At 57.1% G+C, this 22,254-nt stretch carries 17 protein-coding genes and 5 tRNA genes; all 22 read left to right on the top strand.

From position 1 onward, the window contains the following. Positions 1-253: 253 nt before the first annotated feature. The 22 genes from otsB (at position 254) to rpoB (ending at position 22,254) form a co-directional block, all read left to right on the top strand. The gene (gene otsB, locus AAE514_RS08230; RefSeq protein ID WP_347331059.1) at positions 254-982 is read left to right on the top strand and encodes a trehalose-phosphatase; all 729 of its coding nucleotides are present in this window, start codon (positions 254-256) and stop codon (positions 980-982) included. Then, entirely contained in the window at positions 982-2,787 is a 1,806-nt protein-coding gene (locus AAE514_RS08235) for a glycoside hydrolase family 15 protein (protein ID WP_347331060.1), read from the top strand. Before otsB ends, AAE514_RS08235 begins: the two co-directional genes overlap by 1 nt. Continuing rightward, positions 2,784-4,160 carry an alpha,alpha-trehalose-phosphate synthase (UDP-forming) gene (locus tag AAE514_RS08240; RefSeq protein ID WP_347331061.1) on the top strand — a complete coding sequence of 459 codons (1,377 nt, stop codon included), beginning with the start codon at positions 2,784-2,786 and terminating at the stop codon, positions 4,158-4,160. Before AAE514_RS08235 ends, AAE514_RS08240 begins: the two co-directional genes overlap by 4 nt. 164 nt (positions 4,161-4,324) lie before the next feature. After that, entirely contained in the window at positions 4,325-5,119 is a 795-nt protein-coding gene (locus tag AAE514_RS08245; RefSeq protein ID WP_347331062.1) for a 3-keto-disaccharide hydrolase, read from the top strand. Positions 5,120-5,248: 129 nt separating this feature from the next. Next, a complete protein-coding gene (locus tag AAE514_RS08250) occupies positions 5,249-8,632 on the top strand; it encodes a 3-keto-alpha-glucoside-1,2-lyase-like domain-containing protein (protein ID WP_347331063.1) in 3,384 nt (1,127 codons plus the stop codon). Between the two features lie 145 nt (positions 8,633-8,777). Beyond that, a complete protein-coding gene (alr, locus tag AAE514_RS08255) occupies positions 8,778-9,893 on the top strand; it encodes an alanine racemase (protein WP_347331064.1) in 1,116 nt (371 codons plus the stop codon). Then, positions 9,890-10,888: a bifunctional biotin--[acetyl-CoA-carboxylase] ligase/biotin operon repressor BirA gene (gene birA / locus AAE514_RS08260; protein ID WP_347331065.1), complete on the top strand. Its 999-nt coding sequence runs from the start codon at positions 9,890-9,892 to the stop codon at positions 10,886-10,888. The genes alr and birA overlap by 4 nt, the downstream gene beginning before the upstream one ends. Then, positions 10,885-11,637, top strand: a complete 753-nt coding sequence (locus AAE514_RS08265) for a type III pantothenate kinase (RefSeq protein ID WP_347331066.1) — start codon at positions 10,885-10,887, stop codon at positions 11,635-11,637. Before birA ends, AAE514_RS08265 begins: the two co-directional genes overlap by 4 nt. Before the next feature lie 45 nt (positions 11,638-11,682). After that, positions 11,683-12,387 (top strand): SPOR domain-containing protein, encoded by a 705-nt coding sequence (locus AAE514_RS08270; RefSeq protein ID WP_347331067.1) that lies wholly within the window; start codon positions 11,683-11,685, stop codon positions 12,385-12,387. A 49-nt stretch (positions 12,388-12,436) separates the two neighbouring features. Continuing rightward, positions 12,437-12,512, top strand: a tRNA-Thr gene (locus AAE514_RS08275). A gap of 93 nt (positions 12,513-12,605) precedes the next feature. Beyond that, positions 12,606-12,689, top strand: a tRNA-Tyr gene (locus AAE514_RS08280). Between the two features lie 102 nt (positions 12,690-12,791). Further along, positions 12,792-12,865 (top strand) — tRNA-Gly (locus tag AAE514_RS08285). Between the two features lie 61 nt (positions 12,866-12,926). Beyond that, positions 12,927-13,002 (top strand) — tRNA-Thr (locus AAE514_RS08290). A gap of 145 nt (positions 13,003-13,147) precedes the next feature. Continuing rightward, positions 13,148-14,374: an elongation factor Tu gene (gene tuf / locus AAE514_RS08295; RefSeq protein ID WP_347331068.1), complete on the top strand. Its 1,227-nt coding sequence runs from the start codon at positions 13,148-13,150 to the stop codon at positions 14,372-14,374. A 64-nt stretch (positions 14,375-14,438) separates the two neighbouring features. Further along, a tRNA-Trp gene (locus AAE514_RS08300) sits at positions 14,439-14,514 on the top strand. Positions 14,515-14,545: 31 nt separating this feature from the next. Then, positions 14,546-14,914 (top strand): preprotein translocase subunit SecE, encoded by a 369-nt coding sequence (gene secE / locus AAE514_RS08305; RefSeq protein WP_347331069.1) that lies wholly within the window; start codon positions 14,546-14,548, stop codon positions 14,912-14,914. 7 nt (positions 14,915-14,921) lie between these two features. Continuing rightward, complete coding sequence (gene nusG / locus AAE514_RS08310) at positions 14,922-15,455, top strand: transcription termination/antitermination protein NusG (protein ID WP_347331070.1); 534 nt, start codon at positions 14,922-14,924, stop codon at positions 15,453-15,455. Between the two features lie 181 nt (positions 15,456-15,636). Continuing rightward, positions 15,637-16,068 (top strand): 50S ribosomal protein L11, encoded by a 432-nt coding sequence (gene rplK / locus AAE514_RS08315; protein WP_347331071.1) that lies wholly within the window; start codon positions 15,637-15,639, stop codon positions 16,066-16,068. Position 16,069: 1 nt separating this feature from the next. Continuing rightward, complete coding sequence (gene rplA, locus AAE514_RS08320; protein ID WP_347331072.1) at positions 16,070-16,765, top strand: 50S ribosomal protein L1; 696 nt, start codon at positions 16,070-16,072, stop codon at positions 16,763-16,765. 226 nt (positions 16,766-16,991) lie between these two features. Then, on the top strand, positions 16,992-17,486 hold the full coding sequence (gene rplJ / locus AAE514_RS08325; protein WP_347331073.1) for a 50S ribosomal protein L10: 495 nt from the start codon (positions 16,992-16,994) through the stop codon (positions 17,484-17,486). A gap of 60 nt (positions 17,487-17,546) precedes the next feature. Continuing rightward, complete coding sequence (gene rplL / locus AAE514_RS08330; RefSeq protein ID WP_347331074.1) at positions 17,547-17,921, top strand: 50S ribosomal protein L7/L12; 375 nt, start codon at positions 17,547-17,549, stop codon at positions 17,919-17,921. Positions 17,922-18,168: 247 nt separating this feature from the next. Further along, the gene (rpoB, locus tag AAE514_RS08335; RefSeq protein ID WP_347331075.1) at positions 18,169-22,254 is read left to right on the top strand and encodes a DNA-directed RNA polymerase subunit beta; all 4,086 of its coding nucleotides are present in this window, start codon (positions 18,169-18,171) and stop codon (positions 22,252-22,254) included.

Below are 22,254 nucleotides of genomic sequence, written 5' to 3' on the forward strand. Positions count from 1 at the left end.
TTTGTTCCCGACAAATTGGTCAAGCGCCGCTCCAGCGCGCTGGGGTCGCTGAACGGCTCGTCCTCTGGACGTTGCCGATGGCGCTCGCCCTGATGGGCATTGCGGGCCGACACTCCCATCTCATTCCTTACCCGTAGGTCGGTTTAGGCCGAAGGCTGTAACCTGACACTTCCCCTTATTTTCGCTTTCCCTCCGGGCTTGCTATAGTCTGAAGGTCTCTCTGTTTGTTTTTATGGCGATGATGAAGGAGCTGATGAAAGCGTTGAATTTGGAACAGACAGCCCTATTTCTCGACTTTGACGGGACTTTGGTGGATTTTGCCGAGACCCCCGAATCGGTCGAGGTGTCCGGCGAATTGCGAGCTTTGTTAAGAGCCCTAAACAAGCACCTCTCTGGTGCGTTGGCGGTGGTGAGCGGGCGCTCCCTGGAATCGCTGGACGCGTTGTTGGGTTTGCCTGAGATCGCGGCGGCCGGAGGTCATGGGGCCGAGTGGCGTCTTGGGGGCGGCGAAACGCGTCATGCCGAAGGCGTCGATCTGGAGGCCTTGGCTGATGTGCGGGCGAAATTGGCGCCAATGGCGGCTGAACATGCACTGCTGCTGGAAGATAAGGGGCATTCAATGGCGCTGCATTTTCGCTCGCGCCCGAATATGGAAGCGCCGTTGGACGAGTTTATCGCCTCGCAGATTAGCCCCCTGCCCGGGATACGGGTCATTGCCGGCAACTGCGTGCGCGAAGTGCAGGCTCGTGGGGTGGACAAGGGATTGGCCGTGGCGAGGTTCATGCAGCTCAACCCTTTCTATGGGCGTTCGCCCTGCTACATCGGTGATGATACAACCGATGAAGATGCTTTCGCCTGCGTTAACGATCGAGCCGGGGTCTCGATTAAGGTCGGTACAGGGTCGTCCGTGGCAAGTTTGCGGTTGGCGGACGTTATGGATGTCCATCAGTTTTTGCAACGTAGTCTATCGAGGGGGAATTAATGACCGCACAAGAGAGAAGTCTGGAGTTGGCTCTTATTGGCAATTGCACGATTGGGGCTCTGGTTGACCAGCAAGCGGAAATAGTTTGGTGCTGTCTGCCTCGATTTGATGGCGAGCCGGTATTCAGCTCGCTATTAAAAACCGGCGATCCGGAGCAGATGCAGGGAACCTTTGCCGTCGATATTGAAGATTTTAGCCACAGTGAGCAAAGCTACGAAAAAAATACCGCCATTCTGAAAACCACGCTATATGACGTCCGGGGCAATGGTGTGCAGTTGATCGATTTTGTTCCCCGGTTTACTCAGTATGGACGCCTTTATCGTCCAATGAGCATTGTGCGCAAGCTCGTGCCGATCGGATCGCCTCGTATCAAGGTGCGCTTGCGTCCGGCCACGGAGGATGGCTCGGTTCCCTACCGAACCGTCCAGGGCAGCAACCATATTCGGTACGTTTCAGACAACAAGCTGTCCTTACGAGTATCCACGACGCTTTCGGTAACGGCGATCATGGATGAGCGCCCTTATGTGCTCGATGGCGAGCATTACTTATTGCTCGGTGCCGACGACTCCATTGAAGAGTCACTCTATCACCTGGGTGAGCGTTTTCTGCACGAAACGGAAAGTTACTGGCTGGAATGGTCTCGATACTTGGCGATTCCATTTGAATGGCAAGAAGCGGTAATTCGCGCCGCCATCACCCTGAAGCTCAGTGCCTACGAAGACACTGGGGCTATTGTGGCCGCCATGACCACCTCTATCCCCGAAGCGAAGGATACCCAGCGGAACTGGGACTATCGGTTCTGCTGGCTACGGGATAGCTATTTTACGGTGCATGCATTGAATCGCTTGGGCGCGACCCGAACCATGGAGCAGTACCTGCAGTATCTGGTGAATATTGTGGCCTCTATGGGCGATGAGCCGTTGCAGCCGGTCTTTTGCATCAACGGTTCCGGCGAAATGTCAGAGCGTCAGTCCACCACTTTGCCCGGGTACCGGGGAATGGGGCCGGTCCGTTTTGGGAATCAGGCGGGCGAGCAGATTCAGCATGACGTGTATGGCGCGGTTGTACTGTCTGCCACCCAGATGTTTTTTGATGAACGTATTCGCCGCAAAGGCGATGTACGCCTGTTCCAACTGCTGGAAACTATTGGGGAGAAAGCAAGCCGGCTTTACAACCAGCCGGATGCTGGCTTGTGGGAACTTCGCGGCCGCCAGCATATCCATACCTTCTCAAGCATGATGTGCTGGGCAGCGACGGATCGCTTGGCACGTATTGCCCGTAAGCTGGAGCTTCATGATCGTGCTGAATACTGGGCCCAAGTGACGGATACCATAAGGCTGGCAATTGAAAAACACGGGTTCAATACCCAGTTAAACAGCTACACGGCGACCTGGGATGGAGAAACAATGGATGCGAGCCTGTTGCTCGCCTGCGAGCTAGGTTATGTGGACGGCAAGGACCCGCGGTTCATCGGTACGCTCGAGTGTGTCGAGAAAGTGCTGAAGCCCGAGACCAGCCGTTATCTTTTCCGTTACGTGATTGAAGATGATTTTGGTGCTCCGGAGAACGCGTTTACGATTTGTTCATTTTGGTATATCGACGCCCTGGCGGCGGCCGGGCGTAAAGATGAGGCGCGGGCACTGTTCGAGGATCTGCTAAGCCGGCGCAATCAACTAGGCCTGCTCTCGGAAGATATTGACCCGGTCACAGGTGAGCTGTGGGGCAACTTCCCGCAAACCTACAGCATGGTGGGCATTATCAATAGTGCGAGGGTTCTGAGTAAACCTTGGGAGTCTGCGTTATGAGTCGTTTGGTTGTCGTTTCCAATCGGGTGGCTAAGCTCGATAGCACAAAAAGTGGTTCGCAGGGAGGGTTGGCGGTCGGGGTGGCCGCCGCCATGAGCAAAGCCGGAGGGCTGTGGTTTGGGTGGAGCGGCAAGATCGAAAGTGCCCAACGTTCAGAGGCCAGGGTTGAAACGGCCGGAAATATTGATTACGCCACGGTCAGTTTGAACCAAGTCGAGTACAACCAGTATTACAAAGGCTTTGCCAACAGCGTGCTCTGGCCCCTGTTCCATCAGCGTCCGGATCTGATGAGTTACCGAGAGGTCGACTTTGAAGGGTACCTCAGCGTAAATGAAAAAATGGCCCGCCTACTCCTTCCTTTACTGCGCCCTGACGACACTGTTTGGATTCATGACTACCACCTGATTCCGTTGGGAGGCCTATTGCGCAGGGCCGGTATCACCTGCCCGATTGGTTTCTTTCTGCATATTCCCTTCCCCCCTCTGGACTTGCTGCGCACCGTGCCCCGCTATCGGGAACTGATTACCGCCCTGATGGAATATGATCTGGTGGGATTCCAAACCGATGTGGACTACCGTGGTTTTCAGTTCAGCGTGGTGTACGGGCTGGGCGGGGAGGCACTGCCCGACAATTGTTTTCGCTACCGTGATTACGAATGCAAGGCGGGCGTCTATCCCATTAGCATCGAGACCGATACGCTCCGAGAGGTGGGTAAAACCGGGGAGGCATCCGAGGAGTTTAAGCGGCTGGAACAATCCCTTACAGACCGTCAGTTGATTGTAGGCGTGGACCGGTTGGACTACTCCAAAGGGTTGCCACAGCGATTGCGAGCCTATGAAAACCTACTCAGAACGCAACCCGAATTTATCCGCAAGGTGGTTTACCTGCAGGTAGCCCCGGTTTCGAGAGGGGATGTAAAAGCCTACGCGGATTTGGCACACCAGATTGATGAACAAGTGGGGCATATCGTGGGTACCTATGCCGACTTTGACTGGGTGCCCCTGCGCTACCTCAATCGCGGCTTTCGTCGCAATACCATTCTGGCGATGTACAACCTGGCGAGCGTGGGTTATGTCACCCCGCTACGTGATGGGATGAACCTAGTGGCGAAAGAGTTCGTAGCGGCCCAGGACCCCGACAACCCGGGCGTGCTAGTACTGTCCGATATGGCGGGCGCCGCCGATGAGCTCGATGCCGCACTATTGGTCAACCCCTATGACTCTGAGCAGGTCACTCAGGGGCTGGCAGAGGCGCTGTCCATGCCGTTGGCCGAGCGCAAGGAGCGCTGGCAAAGTATGATGGCGGTATTGCGGGACAATGACATCCACCACTGGCAAGAGCGTTTCCTCGAGGATCTGGGCCAATTCCGTTAGCGTTTCCCATGGGATGGTTTTCTAGATAAAAACTATTTTATATGTTATAAATCCAGGTTCTGGCACCTTGCCGATACACCCTTGCATGGAGGTCGGGTGGGCGGTGCTTAATGGTGGCACCGGTGTCTATCAAGCCCAGAATCCCAAATAAGAGAGCAGCTAAGATGCAACAGCCAGCAAACCTTCTGACCTTGAAAACCCTCCTGTCAGTGACCTGTGGGAGCCTGATGGCACTCTCCTGCAGCGCTGATACGCCGAATGAAACCTCTGGGGACGCACTGGAGCCTTGGCAGCAAGCACAAAAAACCGAAGTATGGGAGCCGGTTCCGAAGAAGGTCGAGGCGCCCGCGGGCGGTGCGCCCTCGGATGCCATAGTCTTGTTTGACGGGTCAGACTTGAGCGAGTGGGAGGGCGAGAATGGCGGTGAGCCCACTTGGATCTTGAAGGATGAGGCTATGACGGTGGCCAGAAAGAAAGGGGGTATTCGCACCAAACGGAGCTTCTGTGACGTTCAACTGCATTTGGAGTGGCGCACTCCGAAGGATATCGAAGGCATGGATGGCCAGAACCGTGGTAATAGCGGCGTCTTCCTTCAAGAACGATATGAAGTTCAAGTGCTCGATTCTTACAACAACAAAACCTACCCCAACGGCCAGGCCGCCTCGATTTATAAACAGCATATTCCTTTGGTGAACGCCAGCCGGCCGCCGGGCGTCTGGCAAAGCTACGATATTATTTACCAAGCCCCGGAATTCGCTGAGGCCGGTGAGCTCGAAACCCCCGCCTACGTGACGGTGTTGCACAACGGCGTGGTGGTTCAAAACCATGTCGAAATTCAAGGAACGACAGAATGGATTGGCGAGCCAAGTTATGATGAAGCCCATGGCTGTGCCCCCCTTTATTTGCAGGACCACGATGCCTCAGTGAGCTATCGCAACATCTGGGTTCGTGAGTTGTAACTTTCCGGTTCCCCACTTACCGACGACATGCGAATTGCCCCGGCTGTATCATACACTCCGGGGTTTTTTGTCGGTCCGTCGGGTTTAGGGAGTGTGAAAAAGGCGAAAGCCGTTTGAATGAGGTAAAACATGCACAAAACAATAATAGCTACGCTTGGCCGGTTCGCCGTCACGGTGCTGACAGTAGCCGGTCTGTCGACGGTGTGCCGCGCTCAAGAGCCCGGGGCGTACTTTTCTGAGGCGGCCGGATGGCAAGCGACCGGTAAGGTGGAGGTGAAGGGCGCTTCGCTAAAACAAGCGCGTTCTGATAACCCCGGCACTCTGCTGCTGGGTTCGGCGGAGCCCCGGCCTGAACCATTGCTGACCGAGGAGTCGTTCGGAGACTCGGTGTTAAGCTTCGAGGTTCTATTGGCCGAAGGCGCTCAAGCGGGGCTGTACCTGCAGGGGCGCTATGAAATTGTCCTGGCGCCCGCAAGATCGAGCGACCAAGCACTGACCGTTGAGACTATGGGCGCACTGGCACCGCGTTGGGATGAGGACCGCGATCCCAAAGCCTATGCCGGGGTTATTCCCATGGCCAGCGCGGCCAAAGCTGCCGGCGAGTGGCAAAAAGTGAGCGTTCGCTTCCGTGCCCCGCGTTACAACGAGGCCGGGCAGAAAGTGGAGTCCGCCCTATTTTTGGACGTGCGGGTTAACGGCCGGCCGGTTCAACGAAATACGATCGCGACAGGCTTCACCCGCGGCGCCATTAACCCGTGGGAGACCACCTCCGGTCCGCTCATGGTGCGACTGCATGAGGGCAGTGTAGCGCTTCGTAACGTCCAACTGGCGCACGCCGACTTCGAGAATCTTGCCGTGCCCACCGAATCCGGTGGGGATACCAATGAGGCGTCTTTTCGGGACTTTGTTGCCCTGGGAGAGAAGCAGTTTAAATCTCTGGGGTGCGCCTCGTGTCATGCTGTTCAGCAGGGCGAAGCCTCGGTCCGAGCCGGCCCCAACCTTTACGGTCTGTTCCAGAGAAAGCCTCGCGATCGTGTGGTGAAGCAGGGCGAATCCGATACGCGTTTCACCCTGAAGGCGGATCGAAGCTACTTGCACAGCAGCGTTCGCACGCCCGATAGCGAGCTGGCCATCGCAGAGCGGGGAACGAAGGAGGGGCAGGTGTTTCAGCCCATTATGCCGGGGTACTCCAAGGACACCCTCAGTGACAGTGAGCTGGACGCTATCGGGGCCTACCTGAAAACGCTCAACCCTTTGGAGAATCAAGGCCCGGTGGTGCACCTCGTAAAAGAGGGTGGGCCAGTCGCTTATGATCCCCTGACCGACGGTCTACAAAGGTTGGTGCTGGATGAGGTGGAGGTTCAGCGTGGTCCCATGCCGGGGACCTCCGGTCGGGCCATTCACGTGGGCCTGCCCAACGGTGTGAACTACAGTTTTGATCCTCGGGTTCTTGGTGTAGTAAAACTATGGCAGGGCGGTTTCCTGGATATGTCGGGAGAGTTGCGCAACCGCGGTGGGGCGGGCCTGAATATGGGCTACAACAGCCGAGAAATCGACTTTGGCGACGCGCCGGTGCTATTCGCCCCTGTGTTGCCAGGGGGGGAGGTCGTCGACTTTTCCTTTAAAGAAGCGAAATTCCAAGATTTTGAAACCATCCAGGCCTCTCTCAACGCCGAGCGGGATCATCTGGAAAAACTTGACTCAATCGATGCACGTTTTAAGGGTTATGCGATCAACTCCAAAGAAAGCCGACGCACGCCTGCCTTTCATTTTCGGGTGGGGTCCAACCAGCTTGAGGTGACGACCGACATTGCTGCGGACGGAACAGTCACCATAACCGTGGACGGCGAGCTCGATGCCACTCAGTCCTTCCAGCTGGCCGGCGGGGCGCTCAACGCTGTTCAAGTGTCGGCGGGCAAGGTTAAGGATGGCGTCTGGGCGCTGCCCCAAAAAGCGGCCCTTCCGGCCAGCTTGAACGCGAAGTTGGAACTCTCCGAAGACCCATGGCGGCCACCGGCAACGGACTTCGTCTACGAGACCCAGCCGTTGAAGGTCGTGCCTTCGGACGCGGCGTTACTGGCCGGTTATAGTATTGAAGATTACTTGCCCCCCAAGGATAACTACGGCCGGGACCTTTTATTCGAGGCGCTGGGCATCGCCGTGGCGGAGGACGGAACCATTGTAGTGGCCACCCGCAATGCGGGCATCTGGCGGATCGTCGAGGGTGAATGGCGTCTGTTCGCCGAGGGGATGTTCGACAGTCTTGGCGTTGTCATTGAAGATAAAAAAGGGCTGGATTTGGTCATCGGCCAAAAGGCGGAGTTGACTCGAGTGCGGGACACCAATGGAGATGGCCGAGCAGACCGTTTTGAAACCCTGTTTGATGGGTTCAGCTACCATGGCAACTACCACACCTACCTCCATGGGCCGGTAAAGGGAAAAGACGGCGCCTATTATTTCGGCCTCAACTTGGCGCACACCGATGAAGCCGTCTACAAGGCCGACGGGCTGTATATGGGTAGCCAGGGCGGCTTCAGTGGCTGGGCTTTTAGGGTCACCGCGGATGGCGAGGTAACGCCGTGGGCGAGTGGCCTTCGAAGCGCTGCCGGGTGGACGCGTGGGCCGGGAGGACAAATCTGGATAACCGAAAACCAGGGCGAGTTTGTCGGCACCTCCAAACTGTTTGTACTAAAGAAAGACGCATTCTATGGTCACCCCTCAAGCTTGGTGGATAGGCCGGGCATGACCCCCGACTCTCCCGAAATTGACTGGGAGAACGTGTGGGATGAGCGCGTGCGGGAGCGTATGCTCATGCCCCAAAACCTTTTGGCCAACTCCCCGGGGCACCCGGTGTGGGACTTGACGGAAGGGGAGTTCGGCCCTTTCGCCGGGCAAATGGTGATTGGAGATCAGACCCAGTCGAACCTGTTCCGGGTGGCTCTTGAAACGTTGCCCGACGGCACTGTCCAGGGGGCCGCTATGCCCTTCGCCCGAGACTTGGCCTCGGGGGCGATGCGTCCGGTGTTTTTGCCTGACGGCAGCCTTCTTCTTGGTCAAACCGGCCGAGGCTGGCAAGCCAAGGGCGGCCACGTTGCCAGCTTACAGCGCATTGTTTGGGAGGGAGAAACGGTGCCCTTGGCGATTGAAAGCATGGTGGCGACCGCCTCTGGCTTTCAGGTGCGCTTCACCCGGCCTCTGCCCTCAGCGGTGTCTGAGTCCCAACTACAAGAGGCTTTGTCCCTGTCATCCTGGACCTACCGGGACGCGCCGGATTATGGCTCAGAACGCTTGGCGTTAAGAGAAGAGGCGGTGTCTGACATTTCACTGGATAAGGGGAGGCAAGTACTGAATGTGGTGCTCTCGACCACGGAGCTGCCCGAAGTGCATCCTCAGCAGACCGCTCGGGTTTACCATCTGACCTTGGAGTCTGAACCGCTTCAGCGGGATCACGATACCGTGCCCATGAGTGTCTTTTATACGCTTCACCGTTTCCCTTCCGCGAAGGCTCAGTAGCCGGCGGTTGAAAACCTGGCGGTCACGCTTAGGTTTTTCAACGCCCTGCTAACCTTGAACGAGTGCCAGGGAGGGTGCCGTCTGGATTTTCCCGTCCAGGTTTGCTTAGATGCGCTTCTCACCGACCATATTGAGTGAAGAGCCTATGAGCACCGCAACCGGCCTGCTGACCATTGACTTGGAGGCCGTTCGCGCCAATTGGCGCACCGTCTGCCAACAACTCCCACAACGACCGGCTGCCGTCATCAAGGCGGATGCCTATGGTCTGGGCGCCGAACCCGTCGGCAACTGCCTGTATCGGTCCGGTTGTCGGGAGTTTTTCTTTGCGACACTCGAAGAAGCGCTGGCGGGACGAAGTTACCTGCCGGATGATGCTCAACTGTACATTTTGGGTGGCGCGCGGCCGGGGGAGGAAAATGAATGTCTCAATGCCCGGCTGATTCCGGTGCTCTATAGTCTGGAAGGCGTGGATCGCTGGGCTCAGGCTTGCCGCCGAGCCGATGTGCAAGCATCCTCGGTGATCAAGATCGATACCGGTATGACTCGTTTGGGGTTGAGCCTTCAGGACTGGGAGCGGTTGCGAAACGACCCCGAGCGTTTACGAGCCTGTCACCCGAGGGTGGTGATGAGTCACCTAGCCTGTGCCGATGAGTGGGCCCACCCGATGAACCGTGAGCAACAGCAGTGCTTTTCCCGGGTGGCGTCCCAGGCGCGGGTGTTGCTGCCGGGGGTGCGTTGCAGTTTGGCCAACTCCTCCGGCATTTTCCTTGGAAGCGATTGGCATTTTGAGTTGGCCCGACCGGGCGCCTCCCTTTACGGGTTTGACCCGCACTTCGGGAGAGCCCCAAAAATGCAGCCCGTCGTCCGGCTGTCTCTGCCCGTACTCCAGTGGCGAGAGCTGCAAGGCGATGCAGCCATTGGCTACGGGGCAACCGCCCGGCTGTCGACCGAACGGCGGTTGGCGGTTGTCGCGGGTGGGTATGCCGACGGCCTCAACCGGACCATTGGGCGAGAGCGTGGTTTGGGGTATTTGGGGGAGACCCAAGTCTCGGTGGTTGGACGAATTTCCATGGATACCACCATTTTTGATGTCACCCATACCCGGCCGGCGTCACCCCCCGAGTCCAACTGGATCCAGGTCCTGAATGACCGCCTGACAGTGGCGGAAGTCTCCCACCGTATTGGCGCTCTCGGTTACGAAGTGCTCACTAGCTTGGCCGGTCGCTATCGCCGGGTCTATCGCCCTGAGAGGTCTCAATGATTCGGGATGAACGTACGTTAAGCCGGTTACTGGCTCGGCTGTCCGATGGCGAATATCACTCCGGCGATGAGTTGGGCGAGTGCCTCGGGGTGAGTCGGGCAGCCGTTTGGAAACAATTGCGCAAACTTGACGAGCTAGGGCTTGAGCTGGAAACGGTGAGAGGGCGGGGTTATCGTCTCAGGGGCGGCCTGGAGATGCTCGATTCGCACAAGCTTGAGAAGGCGTTGAGTGCCGAGACGCGCTCGGCCATCAGCGCGCTCGAGGTGTTGACGACCACGGACTCCACCAACAGCCGCGCCCTGGAGCGGGCCGCTCTCGGTCAGACCGGCTACGTCTGCCTGGCGGAGCATCAGTCCGCCGGCCGAGGCCGACGGGGGCGCCCCTGGGTTAGTCCTTTTGGGCGCAATCTCTATGTCTCTCTTAACTGGTCGTTCGACGGCGGCGCTTCTCAATTGGAGGGGCTGAGCCTGGCCGTGGGCGCGGTGCTTTGCCAGGTGCTGGAGCGTCAGGGGCTGGCGGGGTTGGAACTCAAATGGCCCAATGACGTGCTCTGGCGTGGGAGTAAACTGGCGGGTGTGTTGTTGGAAATGGCCGGGGACCCGGCCGGTCGGTGCCAAGTGGTCGTGGGGGTGGGATTAAATCTGGCTATGCCTCCGGCGGCGGCCAAGCAAATCGAGCAGCCCTGGGTGGACCTGGGGACCGTGTGTGACCAGGAGGCGTGTAGCCCTCCCGAGCGAAACGCCCTGGCGGCCTCACTGGTCGAGGCGTTGGTGGCGCTGCTCGCCCATTATCATCAGGCGGGGTTTGCGCTGTGGCGGGACCAATGGCAGAGGCGCGACGCTTTTCACGGTCGCCCCGTTAAGCTCAGCTCCGGCACAAGGGCCCTGGAAGGCATCGCCCAAGGGGTGGATGAAACCGGCGCCCTGCGCCTGGATATTGATGGGGAGCGGGTTATTTGCCATGGAGGCGAGCTGTCAATGAGAGCTGTGTCATGATTCTAGAAATTGACTGGGGGAACACCCGGTTTAAATGGCGCCTTAGAAACGAATCCGGTACTCTGGCCGCCGGGGCGGTAGACGCCTCCGATCGCGCCGCCGTGCAGTCGGAGTTGGTCCGCTGTGCCCAGCCGGCGGCCCTGTTCGTCGCCAGTGTTCGGCCGGTGGAAGATGAAAAGTGGCTAACGGAATGGGCGGATGAGGCCTGGCAGCTCACCCCCTGTTTCGCTGTGCCCAGGCTTCAGCAAGCCGGGCTGCGCTGCGGCTATACCGACCCGGCCAGCCTTGGGCCGGACCGCTGGGTAGCGCTGCTGGCCGCCTGGCGCAAGGAGCACCGAGCGCTGGTTGTGGTCCAGGCGGGCACCGCATTGACGGTGGACTTGATCGATGGCGCTGGCCAACACTTGGGTGGCTACATTGGCCCGGGTTGGCGGCTCATGCATCATTCCCTCTTTCGGGAGACCGCTCGGGTCCGCTTCGATACCGGGCTTGGGGCAAAAGCCAGCGTTGTACCGGGCCGAAATACGGCCTCTGCGGTTGAATCGGCCTTGGTGGCCATGATCCTGGGGCTGATCCGCACCGCTCGGGAGCAACTGAGCGACCCATCGCCGGCGATTGTGCTGGCGGGAGGAGATGCCGAACGGCTCCATTCTCACCTCCCTCGAGCCTCTCTCTGGCCGAATATCGTGTTGGACGGACTCTCTGTTGCCTGCGGGGAGGTCGAAGGGGGTGAGGGAGCCCCCCGCTGACTGAGTTGATGACACCTATTTAGAATTATTGGGGTAATAAGGGATATGCGCGCCATATTTGTCGTTTTGGTGATAGCCAACCTGCTATTGCTGTCTTTGCAATGGGTTTCCCCTTCGGAAACGGCGGAAACCGAGCAAGGCCGTGCGTCCTCCTCGCCCGAAGCGCCCTCGCTGCGCCTGCTAAGTGAGGCCGAGGAGGGTGCGCTTACCGGCGCCGCCCAGGCGCAGCAAAAGCGGGACTCCTCAAGGAGCCGCCCCGCCGAGGAGGCGCGCCCTCTATGTGAGTGGGTGGGCCCCTTCGCCAACGCCGCACAGGCGGATTCGCTTCAGCAACGGCTCCAGGCGCTCGATGTTTCAGCCGATCAGCGGTCGCTGGAGATCTCTGACGGTCGGGGCTATTGGGTGCATTTGCCGCCTGAGTTGTCCCAGCGCGCTGCGCTGCAAAAGCTGCACGAGCTTCAGGCAAAGGAGATCGACAGCTACGTCATACCGAGAGGCGAGCTCGAAAACGGCATCTCTTTTGGAATGTTCAGTCGCCAGTCATTGGCGGCGGCCCGCCGAGATGAGTTAGTGGATATGGGGTATGACGCTCAAATTCATGAGATAGAGCGAACCCACCGAGAGATTTGGCTGGCCATGCCGGTCCGGGAGGCGGGCGCTCTGTCCGACACGCTCTGGGAGGAGCTGCTCGCCACGACTCCCGAGCTGGAGCGCCGACAAAATTTCTGTTCAGGTGTTGCTTCTGAGTAAAAGTTTCTCTAGAATCCCGCCTCCACGTTGAGACGTGGTCAGGTGAAGTGCTGGCGTAGCTCAGTTGGTAGAGCAGCTGACTTGTAATCAGCCGGTCGGGGGTTCGACTCCTCTCGCCAGCTCCACTTAACCTGAGTTTCTGTCTGTAACTGTGTGAAAATATTGAATTTTCAGTTGACAGTCAGGAGCTTGAGCCGGACAATGCCGGCTGCTTTTTGGCAGGGGTTCCCGAGTGGCCAAAGGGATCAGACTGTAAATCTGACGCGCAAGCTTCGGAGGTTCGAATCCTCCCCCCTGCACCATATTTTAGCCTGCTTTCCCCACGGGGGTGGCTAAAAGCCTGGCAGAAGCAGGCATGTCAGGCATATAGAGTTAGGTAAGCCCAGAGTGCGGGCCCTCAGAGTGCGGGCATAGTTCAATGGTAGAACCTCAGCCTTCCAAGCTGATGATGCGGGTTCGATCCCCGCTGCCCGCTCCACCTCGTCGGTGGTTTCTAGGTTGTCTGAAGCGACGGTTTGCCTGAGTCCAAAGGTTTTAAGGCTGATGTAGCTCAGTTGGTAGAGCACACCCTTGGTAAGGGTGAGGTCGGCAGTTCAAATCTGCTCATCAGCTCCATTTTCACTGCGGAGGCGATGTCTCTGCAGTTGAGTTTTGTCTGAGTATCCGTTGTCCTTGTGGCGCTTTGTCGCGTTTGGCAGAGCCCTGAGTGCGCGGAATGGTTAATCCATCTGTATAGCTTGACTGTGAGGAGGCGCTCGCAATGGCGAAGGAAAAATTTGAACGCAATAAGCCCCACATCAACGTGGGCACCATCGGTCACGTTGACCACGGTAAAACCACGCTGACCGCGGCGCTGACCCGCGTTTGCTTCGAGGCTTGGGGCAGTGGTTCCGCCATGGCCTTTGACGGCATCGACAATGCGCCGGAAGAGCGTGAGCGCGGTATCACTATCGCGACCTCGCACGTTGAGTACGACTCACCGACCCGTCACTACGCTCACGTAGACTGCCCGGGCCACGCTGACTATGTGAAGAACATGATCACCGGTGCGGCTCAGATGGACGGCGCGATTTTGGTGTGTGGCGCGACTGACGGCCCGATGCCGCAGACTCGCGAGCACATCCTGCTGTCCCGCCAGGTGGGTGTACCGTTCATCGTTGTATTCCTGAACAAGGCTGACCTGCTGGCGGAAGATTGCGGCGGTGTAGGCACTGAAGAGTACAACGAGATGCTGGAGCTGGTCGAGATGGAGCTGCGTGAGCTGCTGTCCGACTACGACTTCCCGGGCGACGACACGCCGATCATTGCCGGTTCCGCGCTGATGGCGCTAAACGGTGATGACGACAACGAGCTGGGCACCACCGCTGTTAAGAAGCTGGTTGAGAGCCTGGACGAGTACATTCCGGAGCCCGAGCGCGCCATTGATCAGCCGTTCCTGATGCCGGTGGAAGACGTGTTCTCCATCTCCGGTCGCGGTACCGTTGTGACCGGTCGTGTTGAGCGTGGTGTTGTGAAGGTGGGCGAAGAACTCGAAATCGTCGGCCTGAAAGACACCACCAAGACCGTATGTACCGGTGTTGAGATGTTCCGCAAAATGCTGGACGAAGGTCGCGCGGGCGAGAACGTGGGTGTTCTGCTGCGTGGTACCAAGCGTGACGAAGTTGAGCGTGGCCAGGTTCTGGCAAAGCCGGGTTCAGTAACCCCGCACGCGAAGTTCGAAGGCGAAGTCTACGTTCTGTCCAAAGACGAAGGTGGCCGTCACACGCCGTTCTTCAAGGGCTATCGTCCGCAGTTCTACTTCCGTACCACCGACGTGACTGGCGCTTGTGAGCTGCCGGAAGGCGTTGAGATGGTAATGCCGGGTGACAACGTGAAGATGAACGTCACCTTGATCCATCCGGTAGCGATGGAAGAAGGTCTGCGCTTCGCGGTTCGCGAAGGCGGTCGTACCGTGGGTGCTGGCGTGGTCTCTAAGATCATCGAATAACCCCGGTAGATAAGTGTAGTTACGGCAGGGGCTCGGCTGAGTCCCTGTTCCTGTCAAAAGTTACAGGCCAGTAGTTCAATTGGTAGAGCACCGGTCTCCAAAACCGGCTGTTGGGGGTTCGAGTCCCTCCTGGCCTGCCATCTTTAGAATGCGATAAGGTTTCAACAGCCTATGAATACAAAAACCGAAGCCAAAGAGTACCGGCTTGATCCACTGAAGTGGCTGCTGGTGATCGGTCTGATTGCGGTTGGGGTTGTTGGAAACTCGCATTTCTCAGCCGAGCCTTTATTGTATCGAGTGCTCGGTCTGCTGGTGGTTGCTGCGGTAGCCATTTTGATCGCTCTGCAAACCGAGAAAGGTGCCGGTCTGTGGCGGCTGTTGCGCGAGTCAATGGTTGAGGTGCGCAAAGTGGTATGGCCCACACGCCAGGAGACTAACCAGACCACGCTGATCGTAATCGCCGTAGTGGTTGTGATGTCGATCATCCTCTGGGCGCTGGATACCTTTTTTGGCTGGGTGGCATCCCTAATTATTGGATAGGTGATAAATGGCTAAACGTTGGTATGTAGTGCACGCCTATTCCGGTTTTGAAAAGAAGGTTGCCTCTTCCCTAAAGGAGCGAGTTGAGCTCAACAAAATGGAAGAGTTCTTCGGTGAGATTTTGGTTCCCACTGAAGAAGTCGTGGAAATGCGCGGTGGCCAAAAGCGCAAAAGCGAACGCAAGTTTTTCCCGGGGTACGTGTTGGTGCAGATGGAGCTGAATGATGATACCTGGCACCTGGTAAAAGATACCCCGCGAGTAATGGGCTTTATTGGTGGCAAGGCGGATCAGCCGGCCCCGATTACGGAAAAAGAAGCGCAGGCGATTCTTCAGCGGGTTGATGACTCGATTGAGAAACCCAAGCCGAAAACAGTGTTTGAGCCTGGCGAAATGGTACGCGTTATTGACGGTCCGTTTAACGACTTCAACGGTGTTGTTGAGGAAGTGAATTACGAGAAAAGCCGCTTGCGCGTCGCTGTACTTATTTTTGGACGCTCAACCCCGGTTGAGCTTGAGTTTGGGCAGGTCGAAAAGACTTGATCCAAGCCCGAAGGAGGTTGAACGCCAGGAAGGCGGCATTGTTTTTACCTTTCTTCGCCCATGGGCGGAGGAAGGTTTTCGTGTCTCCAGACGATAAGTATCGTTCGGAGCGGGGAGCCAGCGACAGAGTGCCCTGCCAAGGCACTCTCGAGGCGCTAACACCCATCTGAGGAGTGAATGTATGGCTAAGAAAGTAACGGCCTATATCAAGCTGCAAGTTGCGGCTGGTAAGGCAAACCCGAGTCCGCCGGTAGGTCCCGCTTTGGGTCAACACGGCGTTAACATCATGGAATTCTGTAAGGCGTTTAACGCCCAGACCCAGGATATTGAAGCAGGTGCTCCGGTACCGGTTGTGATCAGCGTATACAGCGATCGCAGCTTCACCTTCACCATGAAGACACCGCCGGCCTCCTTCTTGTTGAAGAAGGCAGCTGGTATCAAGTCCGGTAGTGGCAAGCCCAATACCGACAAAGTGGGCAAGGTGACTCGGGAGCAGCTCGAGGAAATCGCGACCACCAAAATGCCGGATTTGACGGCGGCCGACATGGACGCCGCGGTACGCACCATCGCGGGTTCCGCCCGTGCCATGGGTCTTGAAGTGGAGGGCGTGTAACATGGCTAAACTGAGTAAACGTCAGCGCGCCATTAATGAAAAAGTGGACGCAAACAAGCAGTACAATTTCGAAGAAGCGGTTGCCCTGCTCAAAGAACTGTCTGCCGTTAAGTTTCCGGAAACGTTCGATGTTTCCATCAACCTCGGTGTAGACCCCCGCAAATCCGACCAAGTGGTTCGCGGTGCTACTACGTTACCGCACGGCACTGGCAAAGACGTTCGCGTTGCGGTGTTCACCCAGGGTGCGAATGCTGAGGCCGCGAAAGAAGCCGGCGCAGACATCGTTGGCATGGAAGACCTGGCCGAACAGGTAAAAGCCGGTCAGATGGACTTTGATGTGGTTGTTGCCAGCCCCGACGCCATGCGGGTTGTGGGCCAGTTGGGTCAAATCCTGGGCCCCCGCGGTCTAATGCCGAACCCGAAGACCGGAACGGTTACCCCGGACGTGGCTACAGCGGTTAAGAATGCTAAGGCCGGCCAGGTGCGCTATCGCGCCGAGAAGGGCGGTATCGTCCACGGTGGCATCGGCAAGGTATCCTTTGATGCACAAGCAATTAAAGAGAACCTGGAAGCCCTGGTCAATGACTTGAAGAAAGCCAAGCCCTCCACAGCTAAAGGTGTTTACCTCAAGAAAATTTCCTTGAGCACCACCATGGGCCCGGGGCTGCAGATCGATCAGTCGTCTTTGGCTATTTAAGCCGGAGACACAACGCTCTTTGGGGTCTGCGCTCAGGCGCAGGCTGTCAAAGACCGTAGGCGAGCTTGCTCTTAATACACCAGCCTACGCAGACGGTGGGACCCGCCCCGGCACCGCCGGGGGAAAGAAAATCACCGAAGTCAGGGCGTCAGATGCGGTTGGTCTGACGCTAGTTGTTGTTAACGACGGAGGGCTTGCCCCAACCGTCAAACCCAGGAGAAATCCCGTGGCATTAGGACTTGATGGCAAAAAAGCGATTGTCGCTGAAGTCCAGGAAGCTGCGAAGAGTGCTCTGTCTGCGGTAGTGGCCGATTCTCGCGGCGTTACCGTAAGCGACATGACTACTCTGCGCAAAGAGGCCCGTGAATATGGCGTGTGGATGAAAGTCGTACGCAATACACTGGCCCGTCGCGCGCTCGAGGGTACTGATTACGAATGCCTCAATGAGAGCTTCGTAGGCCCGACCCTGATTGCTTTTTCTAACGAACACCCCGGTGCGGGCGCCCGCATCCTCAAGGAGTTCGCGAAGAGCAACGAGCACATGCAGATTAAATTGGCCGCCTTTGAAGGCGAGCAGGTCGAGTTCTCTATGTTGGCAACATTGCCGACTTACGACGAAGCCCTGTCCCAACTGCTAAGCGTGATGAAAGAAGCAGCTGCCGGCAAGTTGGTCCGCACTATCGCGGCCATCAGCGACAAGAAAGAAGAGGAAGCGGCGTAAGCTACCGCCGCCTTCAACAGAACCCACGAGCTCTGAGCTCATATTTGTAGGAATAGCATCATGGCTGTAAGTAAAGAAGATATCATTGAAGCGATTGCGGAAATGTCCGTAAAAGACGTGGTTGAGCTGGTCTCTGCAATGGAAGAGAAGTTCGACGTAAGTGCTGCAGCAGCAGTAGTCGCCGGCCCGGCTGGTGGCGACGCTGGCGGCGCCGCTGAAGAGAAGACCGAATTTGACGTTGTTCTGACCGGCTTCGGTGAGAAGAAAGTTAACGTCATTAAGGCGGTTCGGGAAATCACTGGTCTGGGCCTGAAAGAAGCCAAAGACATGGTGGAGAACACCCCGAAGGCTATCAAAGAAGGCGCTTCCAAAGAAGAAGCAGAAGAGGCCCAGAAAAAGCTGGAAGACGCTGGCGCTTCTGTCGAACTCAAGTAATTGGGTTCGTGCTTCGTCTGTCCAAAGTCGCATTTGGACCGGGGCTGGTGGGCTTTTGCCCGCCAGCCTTTTTCCGTTTCCGGTCGTCGGTAACGACCGAAGTAGTGACCAGGCTCTGAAATAGCGCCTTGTCATAGTTTGGCTGCCGCGGACAAGAGTTCCGGTAGCACAGGGTAGAGCAACGACTCCAGAGATTAGCGCTTTCTCCTGGAATCAGCCCGATCCGTGAACAAGCTGGGGATTACAGATGGCTTACTCATACACTGAGAAAAAACGTATCCGTAAGGACTTCGGCAAATTGCCGCATGTTATGGATGTTCCTTACCTCTTGGCAATTCAGCTGGATTCGTACAGACGATTTGCCCAGGCAGATGTCACCCCCGAAGAGCGGGCCGATATGGGTCTGCACGCGGCGTTTCGCTCCGTTTTCCCCATCGTCAGTTATTCTGGTAACGCGGCCCTTGAATACGTGAGCTACAGTCTCGGCAAGGCGGCGTTCGATGTCAACGAATGTATCCTGCGTGGTGTCACCTACGCGGTTCCGCTGCGGGTGAAAGTTCGGTTGATTATTTATGATCGTGACTCTTCAAATAAAGCGATCAAAGATATTAAAGAACAAGAAGTCTACATGGGCGAGATTCCCGTGATGACAGAAAACGGTACCTTTGTCATCAATGGTACCGAGCGCGTGATCGTATCCCAGCTGCATCGCTCACCCGGTGTGTTCTTCGATCACGATAAAGGCAAAACCCACTCTTCGGGCAAGCTCCTTTATTCCGCCCGCGTGATTCCCTACCGCGGCTCCTGGTTGGACTTTGAGTTCGACCCGAAGGATTTGGTCTACGTGCGCATCGACCGCCGGCGCAAGTTGCCCGCCACCATTTTGCTGCGCGCCCTGGGTTACAGTTCCCAGGAAATGCTGGACATGTTCTACGAAACCAGCAGCTTCGAGCTGGGTGATGACGGTCAGTTCCTGTTCAAAGTGGTTCCCTCGCGTCTGCGCGGTGACGTTGCTACCTTTGATATCAAGGATAAGAAAGGCAAGGTCCTGGTGGAAGAGGGCCGTCGTATTACCGCTCGCCACATCCGCCAGTTGGAGAAGGCCGGCGTGGATGAAATGGTTGTTCCGCCGGAATACTTGCTGGGCCGTGCGTTGGCCAAAGACGTCATCGATAACGAAACCGGCGAGTTGTTGGTTGAGTGTAACGCTGAAATCACCGAAGAGATTTTGGAGATTCTGGCCAAGCAGGGTATCAACACCATTGAAACCCTCTATACCAACGAACTCGATTGCGGTCCCTTTATCTCCGATACCCTGCGCCTTGATCCGACTCGTACCGAGCTCGAAGCGCTGGTGGAAATCTACCGCATGATGCGCCCGGGCGAGCCGCCCACGAAGGAGTCGGCCGAAGCGCTGTTCCAGAACCTGTTCTTTACCCAGGAGCGCTACGACCTGTCCTATGTCGGTCGAATGAAGTTCAACCGCCGCCTGGGCCGCGAAGACGAGACCGGTGAAGGCACATTGTCGAACGATGACATCGTGGATGTGCTGAAAACACTGATCTCCATCCGCAATGGTCAGGGCAACGTGGACGATATCGACCACCTGGGTAACCGTCGTGTTCGCTCCGTGGGCGAAATGGCAGAAAACCAGTTCCGCGTGGGCCTGGTGCGGGTTGAGCGCGCGGTGAAAGAGCGCCTGTCCATGGCCGAAAGCGAAGGCCTCATGCCGCAGGATTTGATTAACGCCAAGCCGGTGGCCGCAGCGGTGAAGGAGTTCTTTGGCTCCTCACAGCTGTCCCAGTTCATGGACCAGAACAATCCGCTGTCGGAAGTGACTCACAAACGCCGTGTCTCTGCATTGGGCCCCGGTGGTCTGACGCGTGAGCGTGCCGGCTTTGAGGTGCGTGACGTACACCCGACTCATTACGGCCGGGTATGTCCCATTGAAACGCCGGAAGGCCCGAACATCGGCCTTATTAACTCGTTGGCGACATACTCTCGCACCAATAATTACGGCTTCCTTGAAACGCCGTACCGCAAGGTTGTTGATGGCAAGGTGACGGACGACATTCAGTTCCTGTCGGCCATCAACGAATCCGAGTATGTCATCGCGCAGGCATCAGCCAAGCTCGATAAGAACGGCAAGCTGTGTGAAGATCTGGTGTCCGTTCGCCACCAGAACGAATTCAATCTGAAGAGCCCGGAAGAGGTCCAGTTGATGGACGTGTCCGCTCGTCAGGTTGTGTCTGTCGCGGCGGCGCTGATTCCGTTCCTGGAACACGATGACGCCAACCGCGCTTTGATGGGTTCTAACATGCAGCGCCAGGCCGTCCCGACTCTGCGGGCTGACAAGCCTCTGGTGGGGACCGGTATGGAGCGCAACGTGGCCTCCGACTCCGGTGTGTGCGTGGTGGCCCGTCATGGCGGTGTCGTAGACAGCGTGGACGCGGGCAAGATCGTGATCAAGGTCAATGACGATGAGGTTGAAGAAGGTGATGCCGGCGTCGATATCTATAACCTGATCAAGTACACCCGCTCAAACCAGAACACCTGTATCAATCAGCGCTCGATTGTCAATGTGGGCGAATCGGTAGCCCGTGGTGATATCCTGGCCGACGGCCCGTCCGTCGATATGGGCGAGCTGGCCCTGGGGCAGAATATGCGCATCGCGTTTATGCCCTGGAACGGTTACAACTTTGAGGATTCGATCCTTATCTCCGAGCGCGTGGTGCAGGAAGATCGCTTTACCAGCATCCACATCCAGGAGCTGACCTGTATCGCCCGAGACACCAAACTCGGTAGCGAGGAGATCTCTTCGGACATCCCGAACGTCGGCGAAAGCGCACTGAGTAAGCTGGATGACTCCGGTATTGTGTACATCGGTGCGGAAGTCGGTGGTGGCGATATTCTGGTGGGCAAGGTGACACCTAAAGGCGAAACCCAGCTCACTCCGGAAGAGAAGCTCCTGCGTGCCATCTTCGGTGAGAAGGCGTCAGACGTGAAGGATACCTCTTTGCGCGTTCCGGCGGGCACCAAGGGCACCGTGATCGACGTTCAGGTCTTTACCCGCGATGGCCTTGAGAAAGACCAGCGTAGTTTGGAAATTGAACGGGACCAGCTCGACGAAGTTCGCAAGGACTTGAACGAAGAGTTTCGTATCGTCGAGCGCGCCATTTACGGCCGCCTGCGCTCCGCGCTGATCGGCCAAAAAGTGGCTTCGGGCAAGGGCGTCAAAAAAGGTGAAGTGCTGACTGAAGAGACGCTCGATAGCATCGAGAAGGACCAGTGGTTCAAGCTCCGCATGGCGGAAGAAAGCCTGAACGAGCAACTGGATTCCGCCGAAGCTCAGTTGATTGAGCGGCGTAAGATTCTCGACGATCGCTTTGAGGACAAAAAGCGCAAGCTCTCCACGGGAGACGACCTGGCGCCGGGCGTGTTGAAGATTGTTAAGGTCTACCTCGCCATTAAGCGTCGGATTCAGCCCGGTGACAAGATGGCCGGTCGCCACGGTAACAAGGGTGTGATCTCGGTCATTATGCCGGTGGAAGACATGCCTTACGACGACCAGGGCGTCCCGGTCGATATCGTGCTCAACCCATTGGGTGTGCCTTCGCGTATGAACGTGGGGCAGATTCTCGAGACCCACCTGGGCATGGCCGCGAAAGGACTGGGCGACAAGATCAACGGAATGCTAAAACAGCAGAAAGCCGTTAAGGAGATTCGTGCTTTCCTGGAAGAGGTCTATAACAAGACCGGCGACTCGCTGACCAAAGAAGATCTGGATTCCTTCAGTGACGAAGAGATCATGGAGTTGGCTCGGAACCTGGTTGGTGGTGTGCCAATGGCAACGCCAGTGTTTGATGGCGCGCAGGAGCCCGAGATCAAGGCGCTGCTGAAGCTGGCGGATTTCCCCGAGTCTGGACAATGTATCCTTTACGATGGCCGCACTGGTGATACATTCCAGCGCCCGGTCACCGTGGGTTACATGTACATGCTCAAGCTGAACCACTTGGTGGACGATAAGATGCACGCTCGCTCCACCGGTTCTTATAGCTTGGTTACTCAGCAGCCGCTGGGTGGTAAAGCCCAGTTTGGTGGTCAGCGTTTCGGGGAAATGGAAGTCTGGGCGTTGGAGGCCTATGGCGCCGCTTACACCTTGCAGGAAATGCTGACGGTCAAGTCGGACGATGTGGCCGGTCGTACCAAGATGTACAAAAACATCGTGGATGGCGACCACCGAATGGAGCCGGGAATGCCCGAATCGTTCAACGTGCTTGTGAAAGAGATTCGCTCGCTCGGGATCAGTATGGAGCTGGAGCAAGACGACTAG

Origin of the sequence: Marinimicrobium locisalis (assembly GCF_039822625.1) — a bacterium.
GTDB lineage: Bacteria > Pseudomonadota > Gammaproteobacteria > Pseudomonadales > Cellvibrionaceae > Marinimicrobium > Marinimicrobium locisalis.